Below are 20,059 nucleotides of genomic sequence, written 5' to 3'. Positions count from 1 at the left end.
ACTGCTGTTCACGCTAAGTAATTACATAACTTTTTGTTAGCTAATTGTAGCTGGCCTATTTCTGCAAGCCTACCACAATCAATTTGTTTCAAAAACTAAAAAAGCCAGCTGGTGCTGGCTTTTTATCGTAAATTTCGTGTTAGCGAGGTAGACTCGGGAATTTTACTTCCGCCATGTCTTGCATTACACGTACAACTTGGCAGCTGTAACCAAACTCGTTATCGTACCATACGTAAAGCACTACTCTGTCGCCATCAACGATAGTCGCTTGAGAGTCAACTACACCTGCATAACGGCTACCCACAAGGTCAGTAGACACGATTTCTGTTGATGCTGTGTAGTCAATCTGGTCACGCAGTTCAGAGTAAAGTGAAGACTCACGAAGGAATTCATTTAGCTCTTCAGCGGTTGTTTCTTTACCTAGATTTAGGTTAAGAATTGCCATTGATACGTTTGGTGTTGGTACACGGATTGCGTTACCAGTTAGTTTACCAGCAAGCTCTGGCAGTGCTTTAGCAACCGCTTTCGCAGCACCTGTTGACGTGATAACCATGTTTAGTGCTGCACTACGACCACGACGCTCGGCTTTGTGGTAGTTGTCGATCAAATTTTGGTCATTAGTGTAAGAGTGAACCGTCTCAACGTGACCGTTCTTAATACCAAACTTGTCGTTAAGTGCTTTTAATACCGGTGTGATTGCGTTAGTTGTACAGCTTGCTGCAGATACAATTTTGTCTTCAGATTGAATGTCTGCGTTGTTAACACCATAAACGATGTTTTTGATGTCGCCTTTAGCAGGCGCTGTAAGTAGCACTTTAGACGCACCGATTGATTTAAGGTGTTTACCTAAACCATCTTCATCTTTCCAAACACCTGTATTGTCTACGATAAGCGCATTTTCAATACCGTATTTTGTGTAATCCACTTCTTCAGGTGAGTTTGCGTAGATAACTTGAATGTAGTTACCGTTTGCTTTAATCGCACCTTTCTCATGGTCTACTGTGATTGAACCATTGAAAGGACCATGAATTGAGTCACGGCGTAAAAGGCTTGCACGTTTTTCAAGATCACCATCGCGACCACCGCGAACAACAATTGCACGTAGGCGTAAATCAGCGTGAGAGCCGCCACGTTCGATAAGTAGGCGTGCTAATAAACGGCCAATGCGACCAAAACCATAAAGAACAACGTCACGAGGTTCTGGACGTGCGCCTTGGTTTAGTAATTCTGCAAGTTCTGCATTTAAAAACTCTTCGATTGAGCGGCCTTCACCTGCATTTTTATAAATGTAGGCATAAGCTAGCTTACCAAGGTCAACACGACCCGGTGCCAATTCCATTTTGCTGATCACTTCTAAGAATGGAAAGCTTTCACGAAGACGTAGTTTGCGCTCTTCAAAGCGTGCTACTGTTTTGTGTGCTTTGATAACATCAATGGTGCTTGCGCTTACAAGAGGACGACCGTATACAGAGATTTCAACGCCTTTATTACGGTATAGACGACCGATTAGGGGTTGCATGCTTTCTGCATAATCTTGACGCTCTTGCCAGCTGTTTTGATATTCTTGCTCGTGAGATAAGGTCATTTTTTCTGCCTAATAAACAATTTTCTTTGAACGGATAGCCCGAATGGGCACGGCTATTCTAATTTAAACTGCCGTGATTCTCCACTGTTACCGAACAATTCATTGCGTTAAACTGATAAACTATTAGCTCTACCCTGTTTATTCGGGCGTAACCCCCTATAATTATAAAAAATCATTGAGGTCAAACTATGGCGTTTAAAAAGTCGCTAGTTTTTGCAGCGTTACTACTTGCTGGTTGCGACGACACCCTAACCTTGAACCAAGTGTGTAGCGAAACGCCTGGTTTTTGTGAAGACTTAAATAAAGACAGTCACTGTAAAGACGAACGTGCGTTGCTAATCTACGCGCGCTATCACGAATACAAGTCACCGACGGACGAAAACAAATATGACTTGTTGCAGAATTTAGAAAGCTACAACCTATGTGTTTCTCGCGCCGCCAAAATTGAGCACATCAAGTTAAAGGAAAAAACCACTTCACGAGTGGAAGGTCATCTCACTGCACTAAAAGAAATGACACGTATTTACAATGAAACAAAAGGCAGTAATCACCCAGGCCTACTTTATTATCATTGGTCTCGTAACAGTGATAGCACAGCAATGAACAAGCTACTGAACATGCAGGATGACCCTAGAGTTCAAAACGATCCCGAAATTCAGCTATTCCTCGCAGAGTTTTACGCCAAAGTAGATGACGATAAAACCGTCGATATTCTCTACCGTGTATTAGAGCTAAACAAGAGAGGCCATACCCCTAACCCAGAAGTCTATTCATCTTTGGTCAGTATCTTTTACAAACACGAAAAGTATAAGCACGCATATACTTTTGCCAGAGTGGCTCAACTTTCTGGGGTTGAAGATATCGATATTATTCCAGTGACAAACCAACTGGCTTCAATGGGAAAAGATTTAGCCAACTTAGATTCATTGGCGCAACGAACTTACGAGAGCATTCAAGCTGGGGAGTTCGTTTCCCCTCGTGATTTCTGAGTCTTGTTATCAAAATAAAAACGGGAAGCCTATGCTTCCCGTTTTTGAAAATAAATGACCACTACTTTGCCAGTGCTACGTTAATAAATACCGCGGTCATTAAGATTGGGCAAACAAATCTAACGTACTGAGCAAACCAGTAATGTGCACCACGGGATTCTAAGTGGAGCTGATTACCGCGCTTCCAAACCCAACCAATAGTAATAAAGTAGAACAGTCCCATCAATGGTAGCTGATATTGCGTGAATAGACTGATCACCAACTCGAACAGCCAATCAAAGTTTAGAATAATCGTGCTTGATGCTAAAAAGATAACTAGCGTAACCAACCAAGTCGCTTGTTTACGTTTAAAGCCATGATTTTCCACTAAGAAAGATACCGGAATTTCTGTTGAAGAAATGGTAGAAGTTACTGACGCAATCGACATAAGTACAAAGAAAGTCAGGCTTACTAATAGCCCCACTTCACCCATATTAGCAAATAGCTCAGGTAAAATGGCAAAAATCAACCGGCCTTCACCGATTAATTTGCCGTCTTGAAATACTTGAACACCATTTTGCTGCGCAACGAATATTGCAGGGATAATAAGTAAACCGGCCAAAAATGCGACACTGGTATCTAGCATTGCAACACTAAATGTAAGCTTAGGTAGATTTTCATTCGGTTTTAAGTACGAGCCATAAATCATCATGCAGCCCACACCTAACGACAACGAAAAGAACGCTTGCCCCATCGCCGCGATGATCAAATCAGGATCGCTAATTTTTGAAAAGTCCGGAACTAAATACGTTCTAAACCCTTCTGCTGCGCCGTCTAATGTCGCCATATAACCAATAAGGCAAAGCAGTAATACCAGTAACAACGGCATAAGTCTGCGCGACCAGGCTTCTATGCCTGACTTTACCCCTTTGAGAATAATGCTCGCAGTCAAAATTAACATCAGTGGTGTAAAGATAAAGTTTCTAAGCATCGAGTCACCGCTCAGAAACTGGTGTGCGACATCTAATTCAGCCATTTGCGCAAGAGGATCAAGTGCATGAGATAGCATCCATCCAGCCACAATGGAGTAAAAGCTTAGCATCACGATAGCGCCAGCAAGGCCGATATACCCCGCTGCAGCACCTATTTTCGGATTGCGCTCACGCCAGGCTGTTTTAAGTGCTTTGACTGGATTTGCTTGTGCCTGATGGCCTAAATACAATTCGGTGTAAAGAGCAGGCAATGCGAGTAAGAAAATCACCGCAAAATAAACCAGTAAAAATGCACCGCCACCGTGATTTGCAGCTTGTGTGGGAAATCCCCAAATGTTGCCAAGTCCAACAGCCGCACCTGCTGCTGCCAACACAAAGCCAAGTCGGCTTTGAAATCCATCGCGCGTATGAGCCATGTCTGTAATCAATCATTATTTTTGTAGACGGCCGATTATACGTACTTCCGCTGAAAATGCGAGAGGTTCTCGGTACACCTTAGAAACTCGAGTTGGGGGTCTCTAGAAAGTCCATTTCTTCTTCTGTTGAATCACGATTGAGTATTTCATTTCGATGGGGATAACGACCAAATCTATCGATAATTTTTTTATGCGCGACTTCAAAATCATAATTAGGCAGGTCACGAAAATAATGATCTGCAGCGCGATGGATGATGCGACTTTCACTATGCATCATGGGTAGGTATAAAAACATCAATTCAGTGTCGTTTAGCTGGCGGTGATAGCCCTTTTCAATGGCATGCTGAGTGAGGCATAGCGCCAGAGGGTCACTGGCAAATGCCTCTGGAGTGTCTCTGAATATATTCCGTGAAAACTGATCTAAGATAATGATTTCGCACAGCGCGCCAAGTGGTGTCGCTCTCCAACTCGAAAGCTCACCTTGATGCGCCATTTGGTGCAAAATACCGAAGCGATTTTTTATTATGCGATCAAAGTCCGCAGACTTCTTCCACCAGTCAACTTCTGTGCATTCAACAAACCAAAACTCGTAGACGTCTTTATAATTCATGATGGCACTCCTAGGGATAAACAAACTTAAAGGTCAACAAACCCTAAACGTTATCAACAAAGTGCCACCCCAAACTCAATAATGCAACTTTTTTATTAGTGCAACACAAGCAACGGAGTTACTTACGCGACCTCTAGTAATTTTGCATGAATTGACTGTACAACCTGATCTGACTCATGTTGTTCAACCAAAAAGCACAAGTTGTGCTTGCTCGCACCATGGCATATTAGTCGAATATTAAACTCTGACAACACATCCATCAGGTTAAGTTGGCACTTCTTCAACTGAATTTCAGAGCCGATCATGGCCACCAAAGTAAGATTATTTTCGACAGTCACATGACAAAACTCGCCAAGTTCATCCAAACAAGCTTGTTCTAACTCTGGCCGTGAAGCATTCGGCGCATTATCTAGTGTGAGCGCGACACTAATTTCCGAAGTCGTTACTAAGTCAACCGATATATTGTAATTACTTAAAATGGTGAAGATACGAGCCAAAAAGCCACTAGCAAGGAGCATTTCTGGGCTCTTTAGCGTCAATAGTATTTGGTTTTTACGTTGTGTCACAGCGCGAATGCCTGCTTGCGCCGTTTTCTCTTTTTCAATCCAAGTGCCGCCCGCTTGCGGGTCACGACTTGAACCAACAAATACTGAAATACCTTTACGACTCGCTGGCAATATAGTTGCGGGATGTAACACCTTAGCACCAAATGTCGCCATTTCTGCCGCTTCATCAAAACTCAAACGAGGAATTGGTCTAGCCTTTGCGCACAAACGCGGATCAGTACTAAAAATACCAACAACATCGGTCCAAATGTGTACACTTGACGCATCAATTGCCTCAGCCAACAGTGCAGCGCTATAGTCAGAACCGCCACGACCAAGCGTAGTCGTCTGACCGTATTGGTCACTACCAATAAACCCTTGTGTCACTTGCACTGTATCGCCAAGTAGCGCGACCAAATTGGTTTGCGCAGCTTCACGCGTCGCTGCGACATTCGGATTCGCTTTACCAAATTGATTATCTGTTTTAAGTACCTTGCGAACATCAAAGCGCGACGCCTGAACCTGGTTATTACGTAGTATTTGGGTAAACAAATAAGAAGAAAAACGCTCGCCAAAACTCAACATTTCATCGCATTGCTGTCTGCTAAGTGCTGGTAAACTCGCAAGGCTTTCAAATTCACTGAAGGTTTGCTTGTAACCCTCAGCAAGATCAGCATCCAACGACACTTGATCAATAATTGCCTGCTGTATGTTATCTACCGCTGCCACAACTGCTTTACGCCCGGCTTCATCTTCTTTTTGTTGAGTGAGCGTGACAAGGTGATTGGTTACGCCAGCACATGCACTAACAACCACTACGCGAACATTTGGGTTGTCACGAACAATATGAGCACAACGAGACATAGCTTCAAAGTCAGCGACACTGGTACCGCCAAATTTGGCTACAACATACTGCGAATTCATTTTCTCTCCTCTCGACTGTTACCACAGTCAAATTTTATAAGGAGAACTCGGCATGGGATTTCTAGAAAGACGAATGCTTGAAATGACCTTTGCCAGAAGCTCTCCACCAATACGGTGACAGTTCCGAGGATTCAGCCTCGTAAACCGAAGAATCGCTGCGACGAGCAACTTTTCTCCTCGGCGAATACTTCCCTCACTAGTGGTCATTGGTCTCGTCACCTCACACTAACTACCTAAGCATCGCGCCTCTTCTGTTTATTTTGCCTTTGTTAATCTGAATAAAAGCAAAATAAAAGCCCGCAATCAATGCGGGCGATGTAAGAAAATTATCTTTTAGCCGTCTAGGTGTCAAGTTATTTATGAAAAACTTATCCCAAAGCGGTAAAAAAATTAAATCCATTAGTCTTAAATAAGCTGACCCGCGAAATACGCGCCACTATATCCAATGGTATAAGCGATAAGCAGGTAGATACTCATTTTAAGATAGCTTGAGAAGGTTAAGGCTTTAACCTTACTCATTGCAATGATCCCCGCTGCAGAACCAATGATGAGCATAGAGCCACCAACGCCAGTCGCATAAGTAAAGGTTAGCCATTGCGCTGGAGTCATCGTAATGTCTGCTTTTAATAGCGCAGCCGTCAAAGGCACGTTATCTACCGCCGCACTCATTAAACCGACCAAGTAGTTTGCGTATTCCGGTGCAAGATGCAGGTATAAATCGGTAAACTTAGACAGTACACCGACCTCTTTCAACGCTCCAACTAATAACAGCACACCCACAAAGAACAATAACGTGTCGTATTCAATTTCACGGATATAGTCGATGATTTTCTTATTGACGTCCTTCTTACGCATCAAGAATTGCGCCATTAAGAACATCAAAGACAAGCCAAATAAGAAAGTTAGCATCGGCGGTACATGGTATTGCACGCTTAAGAATAACGTAGCAAAAATGGTTGATAAGAAGATGAGCGCAATGGTGATATCGGTCTTTTCAATTCTGCGTAATTCAGCCTTTTCAAAGGTAATTTTTTCATTCATACCAATAGAAAGCATGGCTGCTAACACAAATACACTCAACATCGACGGCATGATCAGCAATAAAAGGTCTGGGATCGTGACTTTATCGGCCAAAAATATCATCAAGGTGGTTACATCACCGGTGATCAATGATACGCCGCCCGAATTGACACTAAAGATAATTAACGTCGCATATTTTATTAACTTTTTCGGGTCAAGTTTCAAAGACATGACAACAGCTAATGAAATAAGCGTCGCAGTAATATTATCCGAGATGGATGAAAATATGAATGCAAAAGCACCAACCAAAAACATTAGCTTGCGTTCGCTAATATGGGTTGGCATGATCCGATGAACAATATTTTGGATGAATCCTTTTGAGTTCAAATAGGCAACAAATGTCATTGCAGCCATTAAAAACAACCATAAAGTTGCGATTTCCAAAATGTTGTGGTCTAGCTCAATTTGTACAATTTCTGGGCTTTGGCCATTAATCGGAGAGATAAAGGCGATAATCCAACATAAAGTGCCAAAAAAAAGCGTTGTTTTGGCCTTGTTTACGTGAATAATATCTTCTATAACGATGAGTATAAAAGCGATGGCGATCAGGGTTAGAATAATGGGCGTGACCATAATGCGCAAACAACCTGTAATTAAATGTAACAAGGGGTGGGTTCGTTTTCGCGGCGGATTCTAGCACCATCACAGTCCCCATGCTACGTACGATAAACATTTTGTGACAAATTGATGAAGTTGTGATGTAGCCTAGCTACTATACCTTGGAAAGTTATGATCCCAGCTAAAAAATTATTAAATACGATAAATGAGCACTGGAATGTGTTGGAGCTACTTTTTAAACGATTTAAGCTCGCTGATTTCAGTCTAAAAGATGTACAAAACATCCTAAAACAGAAAAACCCAAGCTGGTCGAGTGAACGAATTTATAAAGAAACCAATCGATTACTCCAGCAAGAAATTATTATTCCTTTAGCTAAGTCCTCACAGTTAGAGATCAACCGTGCAATCGCTGACTTTGCCAGCTTCCTCTTGCAAGAAGAAAGCCTTGGTTTAGCGGAAGAGATCACGGTGCTGGTAAAAGACTTAGAAAGATTAGGTAATCGCATCGCACAAGCCGGTGAAGAGGCTGACTACTCTGAGCTACGCCGTTTTAGCCGCATTATGGACGAACGCGTTCGTAAAATTGTTAAGCTGTTCGAGCATAACGAAAGCGCTATCATGAACCTCGTGGAGCAAGCCAAATCAGACACCTCAACGCTGTCTCTTGGCATGAGATATAAAGCGGTATTGGAAGCGTTTGACGAATATATCGAACCTATGCTGGAAATGGTCGATATTCACGGCCCTTTCCAACGCTGCTTTGATCAAATAGAGCTTCAGGTCAGTGAGCAAATTGACGAGATTGAACAGTTAGGCCGTGGCGCTGCAGACAAACGTATGCTGGAGCAGCTCAGAACACGTATTTTAGATATGCACCTCATTGGTAGAGAAAGCTTAAGCCGCAGTGCCGATCTCCTCATGCCGTTACGTGAAGAACTGCGCCGCAATACACTCATTACACGGCAAGCCTCTAAAGTCCTTGGACAAATTAGAAAGCGCGGCGTTGACCGTTTACTCTCACCAGTTCAACCAGAATTTGTGTCTGACATTCAACGTTTTAACCTTGGGCAAAAGCGTCACATGGTCGCTTATATGGCAAGTCTCGTTGAGTTTGAACATGAAGAATATCAGCTGCCCGATCAAGACGATGTACCAGCTTATCAAAGCCCTTACATTCCAGATTACAACTCGGTAAAAACGAGATTTCAACAAACCGGTAAAAAGCGCCAGGCACTATTAGGCTTTTTAAGCGATAGCTACCCTGATCTTGAAGCAGACGAAATGCTGTTTCTTTATCAAAAGCTGATCAACGAATCTGACTTGGCACTTAGCCAAGAGCAACAAAAGAGTAAGATCACTATCGCATCGCATACCTTCTCCTTATATCCATTTAGTGCCAAAGCAAAACAAGATTAGCATTATGACGACAATTAACTTAGATATGCTCAACGAGCTCCAAGCCATCAATAAAAAACTGGTGAGCGGGTATCATATCAGTGAGCAAGACACGACCCTTTGGCAAGAATTAGATCAGCAAATTGATAGCTATCAAGCGCTATTTTCAGCTTTAGGCCATGACTTACAGCACGATGCCCGTGGCTTTTATTATTTGGCAAGCGATGAAAGTACGCCAAATATGGGGAAAATTTCCCGCGCGATTGCCTTAACCATTTATATTTTGATTGAGCACTATGCCAACCAAGGTAAAGATCCGCTTCGCGTACTATTTGATGAAAGCTGCGATTTAGAGCTAATGCAAACCATAGTGCAGCTCAATAAGCATCTTTTTGACCAGTTGGAGATTTTTTCGGGCTCAGATCTCAGAAAAGACGTGTTTTTACGTATGGTGAGATTGGGTCTAGCCCGTGAGGTTGAACAAGGCTTTATGCTACTTGCACCGATTTATCGCTACATTGACGCGCTAATGGAAGTAAACGAAGAACAATATGATATTGAGGACGAGCTATGAGCGAGCAGTTGTACGGCTTAAGTAAACTAGCGTTATTAAATACCGCCGGATACGCTAAGTGTGTCATTCCTCTGGATAAAAGCGCGTCAATCTGCGCTCCGAATAACACCGGTAAAAGCTCAGTGATCAATGCGCTGCAGTTTCCACTTATCAACGATTTAAGACTGACTGAATGGGATGGTCACGATTTAGAAGAAACGCGTAAGTTCTACTTCTCTTCTGATCAATCCTATATTTTGCTTGAAGCCAACCTCCCCCACGGCGATGTGGTCATTGGCGTTGCGGGACTGGGTAAAATCGCCGGTTACGCGCATCAGTTTTTTTGCTATCAAGGCAAACTCAATCTTGATGATTACACCGAAGGGAAAAGTATCATCAAGTACACTAAGCTATTTAATCACTTACAGGAAAAACAACTTAAGCCTGTAGAGCTAAAAGCACAAGAGCTTAATGCCCTACTCACAGGTGGCGCCACCCCATTTGATGGTGATATCAACCTGAAGATGATCCCACTGAATAATGTCCAAGATGCGCCTGTATACAAAGAAATATTCCGTCGTATTCTGAATCTGCATAAACTCGGCGCGCAAGACGTAAAGCGCTTTATGCTCAAAGTGTTTGAACGTCATATGTCGAACTCGAAAGTCGATTTTTATGAAGTCTGGCGTCGCGCTTTTGATAAGGTCAACCGTGCGCGCCGTGAGCTGAATGCGCTGGAGTCGATGCAGGAGCCAATTTCAGCCCTTGAGAAAATGCTTGAAAACGAAGCGGTATTAAAAGGCAAATTGGCGGCTTACGCCCCGAAACTCGATTTAGCTTTGGTTGAATATGATAACTATCACAACGAGCAAATTGCAGAGTTGGCAACACAGCTGGAAGACATAGAAGCAGAGAAGCGTGAATTTGAGTCTAAGCAGCAACTATATGTTCAGCAGTCTCGTGATATTGAGCGTAAACAAACTCAAATTGAGCAATGGTTTACCGACTTCCATGCGTTAAAGCGTGAATTTGAACTAACTAATCATGCAACGCTTAAAACTAATTTAACACTGTTGAAAAAGGAATATGAGCAACTTTCCTTCTCTATTAATAGTGCACAGGGGCAAAGTCTCCATACCCTTGATTTTCGCATCAATGAAACGCAAAAGCAGATTAAGAGTTTAAAACTGCAACTCAAGAACCTTGAGTTCAACCTGTTTACTCGTATGCGTGAAGATCTTTCTTTAAAAGAAGTGGAAGAGATCTCACGGATCTTGAATCCAGATTTATTATCGTTTTCGACCACTTCTCAAGGTGAAATTGATATCACTGACGAAGCTGCCTTTGGTGCATTTTTAGAGTCGCTATCTAAGTCAGTTCAAGGCGGTGAACTTAAGGTGCCTGGTGCTACCGTTAAGTTGAAAAAACTAAGTCCAGTACAAATGCAAAGCGGTGAGAACAAAGCCCAATTGCAAGCACAGCTGGAGTCACTACAACAGTCGCTTAACGACTTAAAACAGCAGCGTGAAGTAGCCGCAAACGTCGCTGAAAAGCAAAAAGAACGTGATGCGCTTTATGATGAACTCATGGCTACCGAAGCGGCGATGAAGCGCTTTGAGCAATATCAAACCATGTTGCAATCGGTCGATGCTCAACAAGCACTAAAAGAGCAACTAGAGATGGAACGAGAGCAAGTTGACGAATATTTACATGATATTCAACGTAATGCTGGTTCGATTTCAGACCGCCGCTCTATCATTAAAAGCAAGCAAGACTTATTGGTGCGCCAAGCCGACCGCCTAAAGCAAGTGAAGTCAGAACGTATCGACCACACACTAGACCTATATTCGGGTAAGCTGGCACCGTACGAAATCGAAATTAACCTAGATTTTGATAACCTCTCTGAAGTGATCCACCAGTTTAATAAAGACTGTAATGAGCTTAGAAACTTAGACGTTAATGTGCGTAATACCTATTTGCATATCTACAATGCTGGGATCACTAAGTTTGAAAACGAGTCAGACGTTACTATTAAGTATCAAAAGCTGATCAGCGCGTATCATAACTTAGATAACGAACGAGATGCCGTCGATAAACAAGCACGAGTGGCGCTCACTGAAGTGGCCGCAACTATTAAAGGATTGCGTCAAGACTTAGACCGCTTACGCCGAGAGATGAACAGCTTTAACAAAGGCATAAGCCAGCACCGTATCTCTAACTTGCAGGCATTCAAAATCAATGTCATCCCTCGTAAGATGCTTATCGATAGCATAGATACCATTATTAGCACTTCAGATTTATATGAAAAAGGCGAAAGTTTAGACTTACTGAGCGAGCAGCCTAGCTCAGAAAAGTCTGTCAATGAGGCGAAAGATCACATCATCAAACTTGCAAGTGATAAAGCGGGATTGACGTTAACCGATCTCTTCGACATTCGCTTTGAAGTGGTCAACCGCGCAGGTGATACTGAGCACTTTGATAAAATTGACTCGGCCGGCTCAAACGGTACGCGGATCACCATCAAGCTTTTATGTGGCATGCTATTTATCCGCTATCTATTATCTGATCAAGAGCAAGCAATGTATCGTATCCCAATTTACATCGATGAAGCTGCGGATATCGACCCACAAAACCAAAAGGCCATTATCGAAACCGCACTAAGCTTTGGGTTTGTACCAATTTTTGCATCGGTGAAACCACAGATCAGCTGTGACTACTTGGTGCCGATCCGCAGTGTCGCACAAGGTAGCCAAAACTGGGTGGATGAAAAAGACTGGATAGAAGTGGAACATTAATCTCAAGTTAATGTCTTAGATACAATTATTAAAGGGTGCTTGTCTCTACCATTTAACGCCTTAACACGTTAAGGTAGAGCAGACATCCGACTAAGGAGTAAAGACACATGTTTAAGAATATTGTTATCGCCACTTTGGTGCTGATGTTAGCGGCCTGCGCCAAAACCCCTGATTGGGATTATGATAAGTCTGTACAATTCGCTAACTACAAAACCTATGCTTGGTCACCTGAAGCGGACCTAAAAAATAATGGTCGTGAATACCAAGTCAATGACTTAATGGAAAAGCGGATCCGCAGTGCAATTCAAAACGAAATGAGCAAACAAGGTTTCACCCTCACCGATCCGCAATCGGCTGACTTACTGGTTAACTATCACGCATCAGTTGATACAAAAATTGAATCTGACTCGCTTCACACCACGTATGGCGCGCGTTGGAATTACTGGGGTATTGGCTGGCAAACACAGACCACAACACGTGAATATGAAGTAGGTACGCTAGTACTCGATATGATAGACAAAGCATCTAATCAGCTAGTTTGGCGCGGTGCAAAAGAAGGTCGCTTACGTAGCAACCAATCACCAGATCAAAGAACAGCGTCAATTAACAAAACCATTTCGGAGTTGCTGGCTAACTTCCCACCACAGCCACAACACTAAGCGAGAGTCGGATCAAGCCTTGGCTTGATCCTAATTCTTCATCATTATTTTGAAGGTGAACAGTCTTAACTATACAAACTAACCTGCGTCGGCGAGCTCTATTACTGCCTCTTTCGGTTTTGCTGAAAAGTACTCTACATCTGCCAATATTTTAGCAGATTCACTCACAGTCAACCAATCGTCATCTGCCATCTGTAAGTCATTGCGCAGCTCTTTGTACTTACTTTGGTCCAAATCATACTGGCCGCTTTTTAAGTCTGAAACAACCTGCTTTAACTCATCAATCAACGTATCCCACACATCTTCGATCATTTTAATTTGGGTGCTAGCGGGTTTTGCTAATGCAGTTAGTTTTGAAAGATTTTGTGACAGTATTTTTAGTGCAGCAATAGAACTATTGTAATCATCCATCTCACTTGTTTTGGATTTAATTTTCAGTTGCAGAACTTTTATTTGAGCCTGTTCAACAATTATCGTTGCAATGCCTGCAACGGCCCCAATTATACCGAATGCTATACCCAAACCGAATGTAAAGATTCCTATCACAGCACCTGCGAAAAATGATACACCAGCCCCTATTCCAGCACCTGCTATTATTTGATTTTTACTTTCTATTTCTTTCTCCAACTCTTCGATGTCTTTTAATAATGATTGAACCTGTTTTTCGTCGTACTCTTTCTGTTTTTCAGCTTCAACAATAGCGCCTTTCATGGCTAAGTTATCCGACTCCATATTCTTCTCAAAATTTTGTAGCTTCACATGAAAACCCTGCGAAATTTCTACAAAATCGTTTAGGCTGTCAATCAAGTTTTCAATATTCCTTGTAAGCTGTTCCTTTGCTTCTTTATCCTTAGGGTTATCTACAAGTATGTCCAACGCGTCATTTATCGTTTTCATTTTTCTCTTAAAAATGAAGCCATAACTAACAATACTTTGAGGAATTTCTTTTAGTTCATATGCAACAACATTAAACCAATCTAGCGCATGTATTTTAGCTGATGCAAAAGACTTCTGAAAATTTTGATACCATTCTGGATTGTCTGGCAACACTGGAATTTTTGTATTAAGAATGCCATTGCAATAGTTCAAAATAGCGTTATTTGCATTTATTGCATCTGCTAATTCTTGCGCTGATGGGGTGCCACTCGATGCTAGAAATAAGTTTGTAGAGAATCTCTTTCTGATGAACTGATTTACGTCTGTCATATCATTCATAATCATTTTCCTTGTGTTGTAGAGCATGTTATTCATTAGCTCGTTAAATTAAAATCTATAATAGTCAACCAGCGCCAAACAGACCATTACACCAAGTTACAGTTAATTACATTAAATAAATGGGGCATAAATCGCCGATGGTAAATCGCTGACACCCACTTTCATTACTATCATTAACACCCGATCTGAGGAGGCCAAGTAAAAAAGTATGAAAATACTTCCATCACGTTGGTCAAAAACGCTCATCAATAGGTTATTTTTTAGCACTCAAGCATATCTCTACACTAAAACAGGATTATCACGCACGACAACGCGCTGCAAATACAGCAGTATGAAATTCTAGCGTTGAGAATGTGAGTTTTGCTAAGCCAACAAGCGCTCGCAGTTTGTTAGGTTTGTCCGTCGTCGTTTTTGAAGTGTTTCGCAGTAAGCGGTTATTGTTCGCTCTCGTCCAACTGCACCGTGGAATGCCCGAGAAAATTGCGTAGTGAGTTTTATCCAGTTCTCCGGTTCGATATTTAATCGAGTAAGAATGGGTTGAGACTCACAGATATAGCCTCGCTTGTCGGCTCGAATGCACTGGCCTGTGAGTTCAACTAACTCAATATAAGATTTGAGTTCAAAAGGCAGGCCTTTTGGCATATGTTTTCGTGGGCTGCCAGCAAAGCGTAGTAGGCTTTTTGGTTGTTTTCCCAGCTTTGCATGGTCGATGCGTTTTTTGATGCTGGTGTAGTCTGAGGTTTCAGGCGTTGCGGCAATTTTGGCTCTAATGGGGTTTAGGTCTACGTAAGCGAGGCAGGCAGCCAGTGCAGCTTCATCCAGTAGTGCTTGGGATTTGAATCGTCCTTCCCAAAACCGACCTGTGCAATTATCTTCTTTATTTGCTCGGCGGGCGATATCTTCGTTGAGTACTCGCATAAACCAGCTAATATCTGCGAGCCTTTCTCTGTATTTGGCGACATGCTCATTGAGTATCAACTGCTCCGACTCATTGAGTGGCTCACCTTCAGTAAATTTTTGGCTTATCCAATTGCCTTTAAACAACTTGTGCCACCGTATCACAATCGCTTCATCCGACAGGCGCTTAGCCTTTGTATCATCAACGTATAAAACAATGTGAGTGTGATTACTCATCACGGCATAAGCACTGACATTAATACAAAACACAGACCCCAACATCAATAGCTTTTCTTCAACCCAATCCCGGCGGTGTTCGTATGATTTGCCAGTAAATTTATCTTCACCGCACAGAAACGCACGCCTTACGCAACGGGAGATACAGTGGTAGTATTTGGTGTCGGTTAAACTGATTTGTCTTTTACGGGCAGTTGCCATAGTTTGGCTTCCTCAATCCTTTGAGTGCAGAATTAAAAGCGTAGGCGGTATATTCGGAAGGTGCAAATTAGTGGTGGGTGTCAGCGATTTGAGCGATGGCAAACATGTTGCGTCCTATCAAGCCTTCTTCATCACATATCATCAGCACTTGCGTAAATAGCGGTTCAATCTGTTCGTGCATTTTAGCCACAAAACCCGCTATTGATGTGTAATGCGGCTGAATATCACCCGACACACTCATAAATAAAATGTTTGTTTCACACGCTTTAGCAATTCGCCGACTACTGATTAAACCATGTGCATAGCCCAGTAAAATAACCTTTAACATCACCGCGGGCGGATACGCCGCAGCGCCTGTTTTGTCGTTGTTATACCAAGCGTCAAAGCCCGACAAGTCAAGCTTATTTTCGACTATATAACAAAGCGCATATTCAAAGGTTCCCGGCAAAATTTGCTCAGCGAAATTGATTGGAATGAATTTATTTTAGCGGGATAAGTCTGGCTTATAGTTGGCCATAACAGATTACCGTGGGTGAATAATAGCTATTAGATCACAGTAACCAACTCGATTCAAGGTTAAGAAACAGTCAATCCAAAACCAACAATCCAGTACCTGAAAAGAGTAATTCTACAGCCTCAACGCCCAATTAAGGTATGAAGCACGCGACCACGATACTCAATTTGAACACCGTAATCACTGAACTCAACCCAAACCCAAAATGCCAAGCGTGCTGAATCACTCTTAAATTGTTTGTTAGCTTTCAATTAACGTTTCAACTTGCCGATGCATTAGCACAACACCGTTACGTTGTCGTGTTATTTTCCTACTCACTTTATCGGCGAAAATTTGCATTACACCAGGAATTTCAAACACCTTAGGGTCTAATGGTTCAAGAGCGTAAGGATTATGAAAAACCATTAGACCATCTTGAATACGTTCAGAGTACAACATACTTGGAGTAGACATTTGATCAGGTAAAGCTTTTTTTTCGTCATGCCAGACTGTACTAATATAACGTTCAACATCAGGATTTTTAGACATTGCTTCGACTTTACCCCACGTCGCAGTAGTGCTAAAAATGATCGCACTTATCTCTTCAAAACCTGCGTCCTCAAAAATGCCAAGTTCAATTTTTGAACCATTGTCTTTCTCAACAGATCCTAAACTTACCCCTGGAGGACCATTTGGGTAAGCACCTGGGTTACGGTTATACGCATCTTCGTCAATATAGTAGTCATAAAGAAGAGCCATCATAGGTGTTTCATATTGAAGGTTAAAGTTAGGTTGTTCAAATGGAGCGATAGCAAGTACAAAAGGTTTTCGTTCAACATGAGGCTTATGTTTATAACTTTTCTGATACTTGGCACGCTTGGAAGTTACAGCGTTAGCTAAACGTATTATCGACTCGACGTTCATTGAACGAAAAGTATCAGGTAAAGGAGAAGCTGGATTTTTCTCCCATTCAGGTGTTTTGCCTTGAGTATTTGACGCTATCGTCGCTTCAACAATGATATCCTTGCCATTCATGGAAAAAGCAAAGTCTGGTGCAGGTTGAGACCAATCAAAATCCGCCTTTTGGCTTTTGAACAATCTGTATAAATAGATTTCCCAAAATGTTGAATTAAACGTTGTTTGAAATTCATCAATTAACTTTCCATCTCTATCAGGAAAGCCATCGAACCAATTTTCAAATTCATCTCGATCTACTTGTTGAACTACTCTGAGCACTTCTAAGTAATTTTTATGAAGCTTTTCTTTATCAAACCTTGGAACAAATAAACTCACTTTGACCTCCTGAAAGCTAACGCCTTGCTCAGCCGTCGCCGGAATAGAGCTGCTTTGTGCTAGCGTAGCGTTCAGCACAAAGCGAGCGGAGTGTAGGCGGTCAGATGCAGCAATTTGTTATGCCTTTTCTGCTTCCACTAGTCGAATAGTTTCGTTAATTGACACTTCATTGATGCTATTTAAACAGTCAAATCGCCAGCCGCTTACTAAACTGTAGTGTTTAAAGGTATTCCAGAACTTTTGGTAATTTTCATCGTTTGAAAAGTCAACATTATCCTTTTCACTAAAAGGAATTATGTATACATAAACAAAGCTACCAAGTCTAAACTCTGAAACAACGTGCGGTATATCGGAGTCATCTATTTTGCGAACGTAGTTGGCAATTTGAGGTACTTTAGAAAACCCAATATGAACAACATTTACAGCGACATTAGGTAAGCATAACTCTTTCTGATCGTCGGTTTTCATCCACGTTATAGTTTGCTTAAGATCCGCTACATGCTCTTCATCAATTGTAGATAGTGTAATTTTACACAGCGCCTTATAAAGTTTTGCTGGAGTGAACCTTTTTGTAGAATCCAAATGAACTTTTATCTCTTTGTCGCTTACCCTATCTATATTTTGGGATGCGACAATGGGCATATTGTTTTCAACTTGCATGTGCCCATTTTTGTATTTTATTTTAGGAGTTCCGCTTTTCCCCTTTACACCAAGGAATACCCGATATATGTCTAAATGTTCGATCAGTGATGGTTCGATATCATTTCCAAAGAATTCATTACAATCGTCGCATTCGTCACCAAGAATTATATTTTTGTTTCCAAGACCCTCAGGGATCGCATGAGCCACCTTTCTGAAGGTGGCACCTTCATTCAAGGTTTTATTGCAAAACCTACAGCAACGACTTTCTTTCTTTGCATTTCCAATAATTGTTCTTCTGTCATTTCTAGGGATATTCAAGTTGTACTTTGATGTTAAGTCTCCCGAAAACTCATCCAAAATACGCATTTTTTCTTCAAAATTTGACTGGAGCTCCTCTGTATTGCCAAACTCATTTAGAGTAGAAATGTATGTTTCTAGCTTTAACTTTTCCGACGTGTCAGTCGGTATAGACGGAAGCACTAAAAAATATTCATTGGTTGATAGATTTTCTATTTTACTCTTCAGTCTGTTTAAAATCGGATGAGAGCTTGCATACTTGACGACAAAGTCAGAGACTTTTTGCTTTAAATCTTCTGTCACTTTCTGCTCTGAAGAAACTTTTAAGGTGTTGTCTTTAATATCGCCAAAGCATGCCAACAGCTCTAAATATACAGTACGAGTTTCTTCGTTAGCTGGCTGAAGGTTGATACCAAAGCCATCACCTTCTGTCATAAAGCAAATATTGTAACTTTCCATATTAGATTTCCGTAATCAATTTGCTACCGCACAGTAGGCATACCATTTTATTCGTGCGCATGCGCGTTTACCTCGTTGGACCAATGAAAACGCGCACAGTTAACTATCAGTATGCAAAGAACTTATCAGCATTCTGCTAAATATACCATCTGGAAAAATGCGCATGCGCGTTTCCCAAACCTATTATCTCAAATCAAAAAAAATAACCTATTGATAAAAGTAACATTTTTTATTTATTCATACGTAAACGCGCAAAATTTTTTTCATTATTTTCCTTGATATCCGAGAACTTCAGATAACACTGTATATGTACACAGCCACATAAGGTAAGCAGTTATCATGAGTCTAAAAAGCCCATTTCTGAAAGGTCTTCAGGAAGAAATGTGTATACGTGGTTACAGCATTAGTACAGAAAAAACCTACCTATATTGGATTAAGGGATTCATTAACTTTTACCACAAGCGTCACCCTGAGACAATGGGAACGGAAGAGGTTACACAATTTTTAGTCTTCCTTGCCAACAAACGAAATGTGGCTATCAACACACAAAAAATTGCACTTAACGCGTTAGCCTACTTGAGAGGAAAATAAGGAGAAAATAAGTGACATATATGGACGTTCGCTCTGAATGGGAAAAACTAAACGTAAACAACTCAAAAGCATTAAAAAATCTATATTTTTCAATACATTAGAAGATAGTTGTAAAAAGGCGATATCTGAAGGTTAGAAACTTTATATAAGTAAAAACACAGCAAACCAAGGTGCTCGCACAAGTGGTTTTGAGGCGTTGCGCTATGTTCAAATACAAAACACGACGCAACAATTATACAAATCTGTAGTTGGTTTTAAGATTTGCTCTCGCATTTTATCGTCTCTTCCCCAAGACGATAGGCATTATTTGCCAGCACATAAGTTCCCGAAATAATAGCAGTAGTAGGAACGAGTATCGGCGTTAATATAATTCCACTCACGGAATAATACGTATTGGTTTCGTCTGCAACATCGACTATCTTTAGGGTTTTTCTATCCGATGAAATCTCGCACTTGTTGGTGTGAGCGGTATCTTGAACTGGCATCACTACACAAGCGCTGAGTGAGATTACCGGTAACATAATCAATAAATTTAATTTCATCACTTTTCCTTGAATTTGGGTTGCAATACTCTTGTTGTAACTCCCCCAAAAAATGAAACAGTTCATAAGTAGAATTTTCCATTAACTAAAATAGGAAAATTTACGATGAGAA

Annotated in this window: 16 protein-coding genes, 1 pseudogene and 1 riboswitch; of the genes and pseudogenes, 6 read left to right on the top strand and 11 right to left on the bottom strand. The window is 41.5% G+C overall.

The window, feature by feature from the left end; genetic code table 11:
• Positions 1-139 precede the first annotated feature (139 nt).
• A complete protein-coding gene (locus tag DRB05_RS06855) occupies positions 140-1,585 on the bottom strand; it encodes a glyceraldehyde-3-phosphate dehydrogenase (protein ID WP_128726271.1) in 1,446 nt (481 codons plus the stop codon).
• 188 nt (positions 1,586-1,773) lie between these two features.
• On the opposite strand from DRB05_RS06855, the gene DRB05_RS06850 reads away from it, so the two are divergent.
• Positions 1,774-2,574, top strand: coding sequence for a DUF2989 domain-containing protein (locus DRB05_RS06850; RefSeq protein ID WP_128726270.1), 801 nt, complete (start codon positions 1,774-1,776; stop codon positions 2,572-2,574).
• Positions 2,575-2,635: 61 nt separating this feature from the next.
• On the opposite strand, the gene DRB05_RS06845 is transcribed toward DRB05_RS06850, so the two are convergent.
• The 4 genes from DRB05_RS06845 to nhaD all read right to left on the bottom strand — a co-directional run bounded on the left by DRB05_RS06845 (position 2,636) and on the right by nhaD (position 7,693).
• A complete protein-coding gene (locus DRB05_RS06845) occupies positions 2,636-3,961 on the bottom strand; it encodes a sodium-dependent transporter (protein WP_128726269.1) in 1,326 nt (441 codons plus the stop codon).
• A gap of 79 nt (positions 3,962-4,040) precedes the next feature.
• Positions 4,041-4,571 carry a DUF924 family protein gene (locus DRB05_RS06840; RefSeq protein WP_128726268.1) on the bottom strand — a complete coding sequence of 177 codons (531 nt, stop codon included), beginning with the start codon at positions 4,569-4,571 and terminating at the stop codon, positions 4,041-4,043.
• A 122-nt stretch (positions 4,572-4,693) separates the two neighbouring features.
• Complete coding sequence (gene lysC, locus DRB05_RS06835) at positions 4,694-6,040, bottom strand: lysine-sensitive aspartokinase 3 (protein WP_128726267.1); 1,347 nt, start codon at positions 6,038-6,040, stop codon at positions 4,694-4,696.
• Between the two features lie 88 nt (positions 6,041-6,128).
• Positions 6,129-6,299, bottom strand: a riboswitch (Lysine riboswitch).
• Between the two features lie 146 nt (positions 6,300-6,445).
• On the bottom strand, positions 6,446-7,693 hold the full coding sequence (gene nhaD / locus DRB05_RS06830) for a sodium:proton antiporter NhaD (RefSeq protein WP_128726403.1): 1,248 nt from the start codon (positions 7,691-7,693) through the stop codon (positions 6,446-6,448).
• Positions 7,694-7,849: 156 nt separating this feature from the next.
• Here nhaD and DRB05_RS06825 point away from each other — a divergent pair, with 156 nt between their 5' ends.
• From DRB05_RS06825 to DRB05_RS06810, 4 genes are all read left to right on the top strand, one after another.
• A complete protein-coding gene (locus DRB05_RS06825) occupies positions 7,850-9,094 on the top strand; it encodes a hypothetical protein (protein WP_128726266.1) in 1,245 nt (414 codons plus the stop codon).
• 4 nt (positions 9,095-9,098) lie between these two features.
• Positions 9,099-9,647, top strand: coding sequence for a hypothetical protein (locus tag DRB05_RS06820; protein ID WP_010371906.1), 549 nt, complete (start codon positions 9,099-9,101; stop codon positions 9,645-9,647).
• Positions 9,644-12,421, top strand: coding sequence for an ATPase (locus DRB05_RS06815; protein WP_128726265.1), 2,778 nt, complete (start codon positions 9,644-9,646; stop codon positions 12,419-12,421). The genes DRB05_RS06820 and DRB05_RS06815 overlap by 4 nt, the downstream gene beginning before the upstream one ends.
• Positions 12,422-12,528: 107 nt before the next feature.
• Positions 12,529-13,080 (top strand): DUF4136 domain-containing protein, encoded by a 552-nt coding sequence (locus DRB05_RS06810; RefSeq protein ID WP_010371911.1) that lies wholly within the window; start codon positions 12,529-12,531, stop codon positions 13,078-13,080.
• Positions 13,081-13,158: 78 nt separating this feature from the next.
• Here the strand turns inward: DRB05_RS06810 and DRB05_RS06805 are convergent, their stop codons facing one another.
• The 5 genes from DRB05_RS06805 to DRB05_RS06780 all read right to left on the bottom strand — a co-directional run bounded on the left by DRB05_RS06805 (position 13,159) and on the right by DRB05_RS06780 (position 18,814).
• The gene (locus DRB05_RS06805) at positions 13,159-14,295 is read right to left on the bottom strand and encodes an HBL/NHE enterotoxin family protein (RefSeq protein WP_161568676.1); all 1,137 of its coding nucleotides are present in this window, start codon (positions 14,293-14,295) and stop codon (positions 13,159-13,161) included.
• 363 nt (positions 14,296-14,658) lie between these two features.
• The gene (locus DRB05_RS06800) at positions 14,659-15,630 is read right to left on the bottom strand and encodes a transposase (RefSeq protein WP_128726263.1); all 972 of its coding nucleotides are present in this window, start codon (positions 15,628-15,630) and stop codon (positions 14,659-14,661) included.
• Between the two features lie 67 nt (positions 15,631-15,697).
• Positions 15,698-16,078 carry a transposase gene (locus DRB05_RS06795; protein ID WP_240036219.1) on the bottom strand — a complete coding sequence of 127 codons (381 nt, stop codon included), beginning with the start codon at positions 16,076-16,078 and terminating at the stop codon, positions 15,698-15,700.
• Positions 16,079-16,384: 306 nt separating this feature from the next.
• Positions 16,385-17,416: a hypothetical protein gene (locus DRB05_RS06785; protein WP_128726261.1), complete on the bottom strand. Its 1,032-nt coding sequence runs from the start codon at positions 17,414-17,416 to the stop codon at positions 16,385-16,387.
• 117 nt (positions 17,417-17,533) lie between these two features.
• Entirely contained in the window at positions 17,534-18,814 is a 1,281-nt protein-coding gene (locus DRB05_RS06780) for an HNH endonuclease (RefSeq protein WP_128726260.1), read from the bottom strand.
• Positions 18,815-19,153: 339 nt separating this feature from the next.
• On the opposite strand from DRB05_RS06780, the pseudogene DRB05_RS06775 reads away from it, so the two are divergent.
• Positions 19,154-19,393, top strand: a pseudogene (locus tag DRB05_RS06775) (site-specific integrase); the annotation flags it as partial.
• Between the two features lie 266 nt (positions 19,394-19,659).
• Here DRB05_RS06775 and DRB05_RS06770 read toward each other — a convergent pair.
• Positions 19,660-19,947 (bottom strand): hypothetical protein, encoded by a 288-nt coding sequence (locus tag DRB05_RS06770; RefSeq protein ID WP_128726402.1) that lies wholly within the window; start codon positions 19,945-19,947, stop codon positions 19,660-19,662.
• Between the last annotated feature and the right edge of the window lie 112 nt (positions 19,948-20,059).

It is taken from the genome of Pseudoalteromonas sp. A757, from assembly GCF_004103285.1.
Classification (GTDB): Bacteria; Pseudomonadota; Gammaproteobacteria; order Enterobacterales; family Alteromonadaceae; genus Pseudoalteromonas; species Pseudoalteromonas galatheae.
Note: the sequence above shows the minus strand (reverse complement) of the source record. Positions and strands in the feature narration are given on the sequence as shown.

Bases quoted from the DNA above. Each gene is read 5' to 3' on its own strand.
- DRB05_RS06855 (WP_128726271.1), bottom strand. From the start codon at position 1,585: ATGACCTTATCTCACGAGCAAGAATATCAAAACAGCTGGCAAGAGCGT.
- DRB05_RS06850 (WP_128726270.1), top strand. From the start codon at position 1,774: ATGGCGTTTAAAAAGTCGCTAGTTTTTGCAGCGTTACTACTTGCTGGT.
- DRB05_RS06845 (WP_128726269.1), bottom strand. From the start codon at position 3,961: ATGGCTCATACGCGCGATGGATTTCAAAGCCGACTTGGCTTTGTGTTG.
- DRB05_RS06840 (WP_128726268.1), bottom strand. From the start codon at position 4,571: ATGAATTATAAAGACGTCTACGAGTTTTGGTTTGTTGAATGCACAGAA.
- lysC (WP_128726267.1), bottom strand. From the start codon at position 6,040: ATGAATTCGCAGTATGTTGTAGCCAAATTTGGCGGTACCAGTGTCGCT.
- nhaD (WP_128726403.1), bottom strand. From the start codon at position 7,693: ATGGTCACGCCCATTATTCTAACCCTGATCGCCATCGCTTTTATACTC.
- DRB05_RS06825 (WP_128726266.1), top strand. From the start codon at position 7,850: ATGATCCCAGCTAAAAAATTATTAAATACGATAAATGAGCACTGGAAT.
- DRB05_RS06820 (WP_010371906.1), top strand. From the start codon at position 9,099: ATGACGACAATTAACTTAGATATGCTCAACGAGCTCCAAGCCATCAAT.
- DRB05_RS06815 (WP_128726265.1), top strand. From the start codon at position 9,644: ATGAGCGAGCAGTTGTACGGCTTAAGTAAACTAGCGTTATTAAATACC.
- DRB05_RS06810 (WP_010371911.1), top strand. From the start codon at position 12,529: ATGTTTAAGAATATTGTTATCGCCACTTTGGTGCTGATGTTAGCGGCC.
- DRB05_RS06805 (WP_161568676.1), bottom strand. From the start codon at position 14,295: ATGAATGATATGACAGACGTAAATCAGTTCATCAGAAAGAGATTCTCT.
- DRB05_RS06800 (WP_128726263.1), bottom strand. From the start codon at position 15,630: ATGGCAACTGCCCGTAAAAGACAAATCAGTTTAACCGACACCAAATAC.
- DRB05_RS06780 (WP_128726260.1), bottom strand. From the start codon at position 18,814: ATGGAAAGTTACAATATTTGCTTTATGACAGAAGGTGATGGCTTTGGT.
- DRB05_RS06770 (WP_128726402.1), bottom strand. From the start codon at position 19,947: ATGAAATTAAATTTATTGATTATGTTACCGGTAATCTCACTCAGCGCT.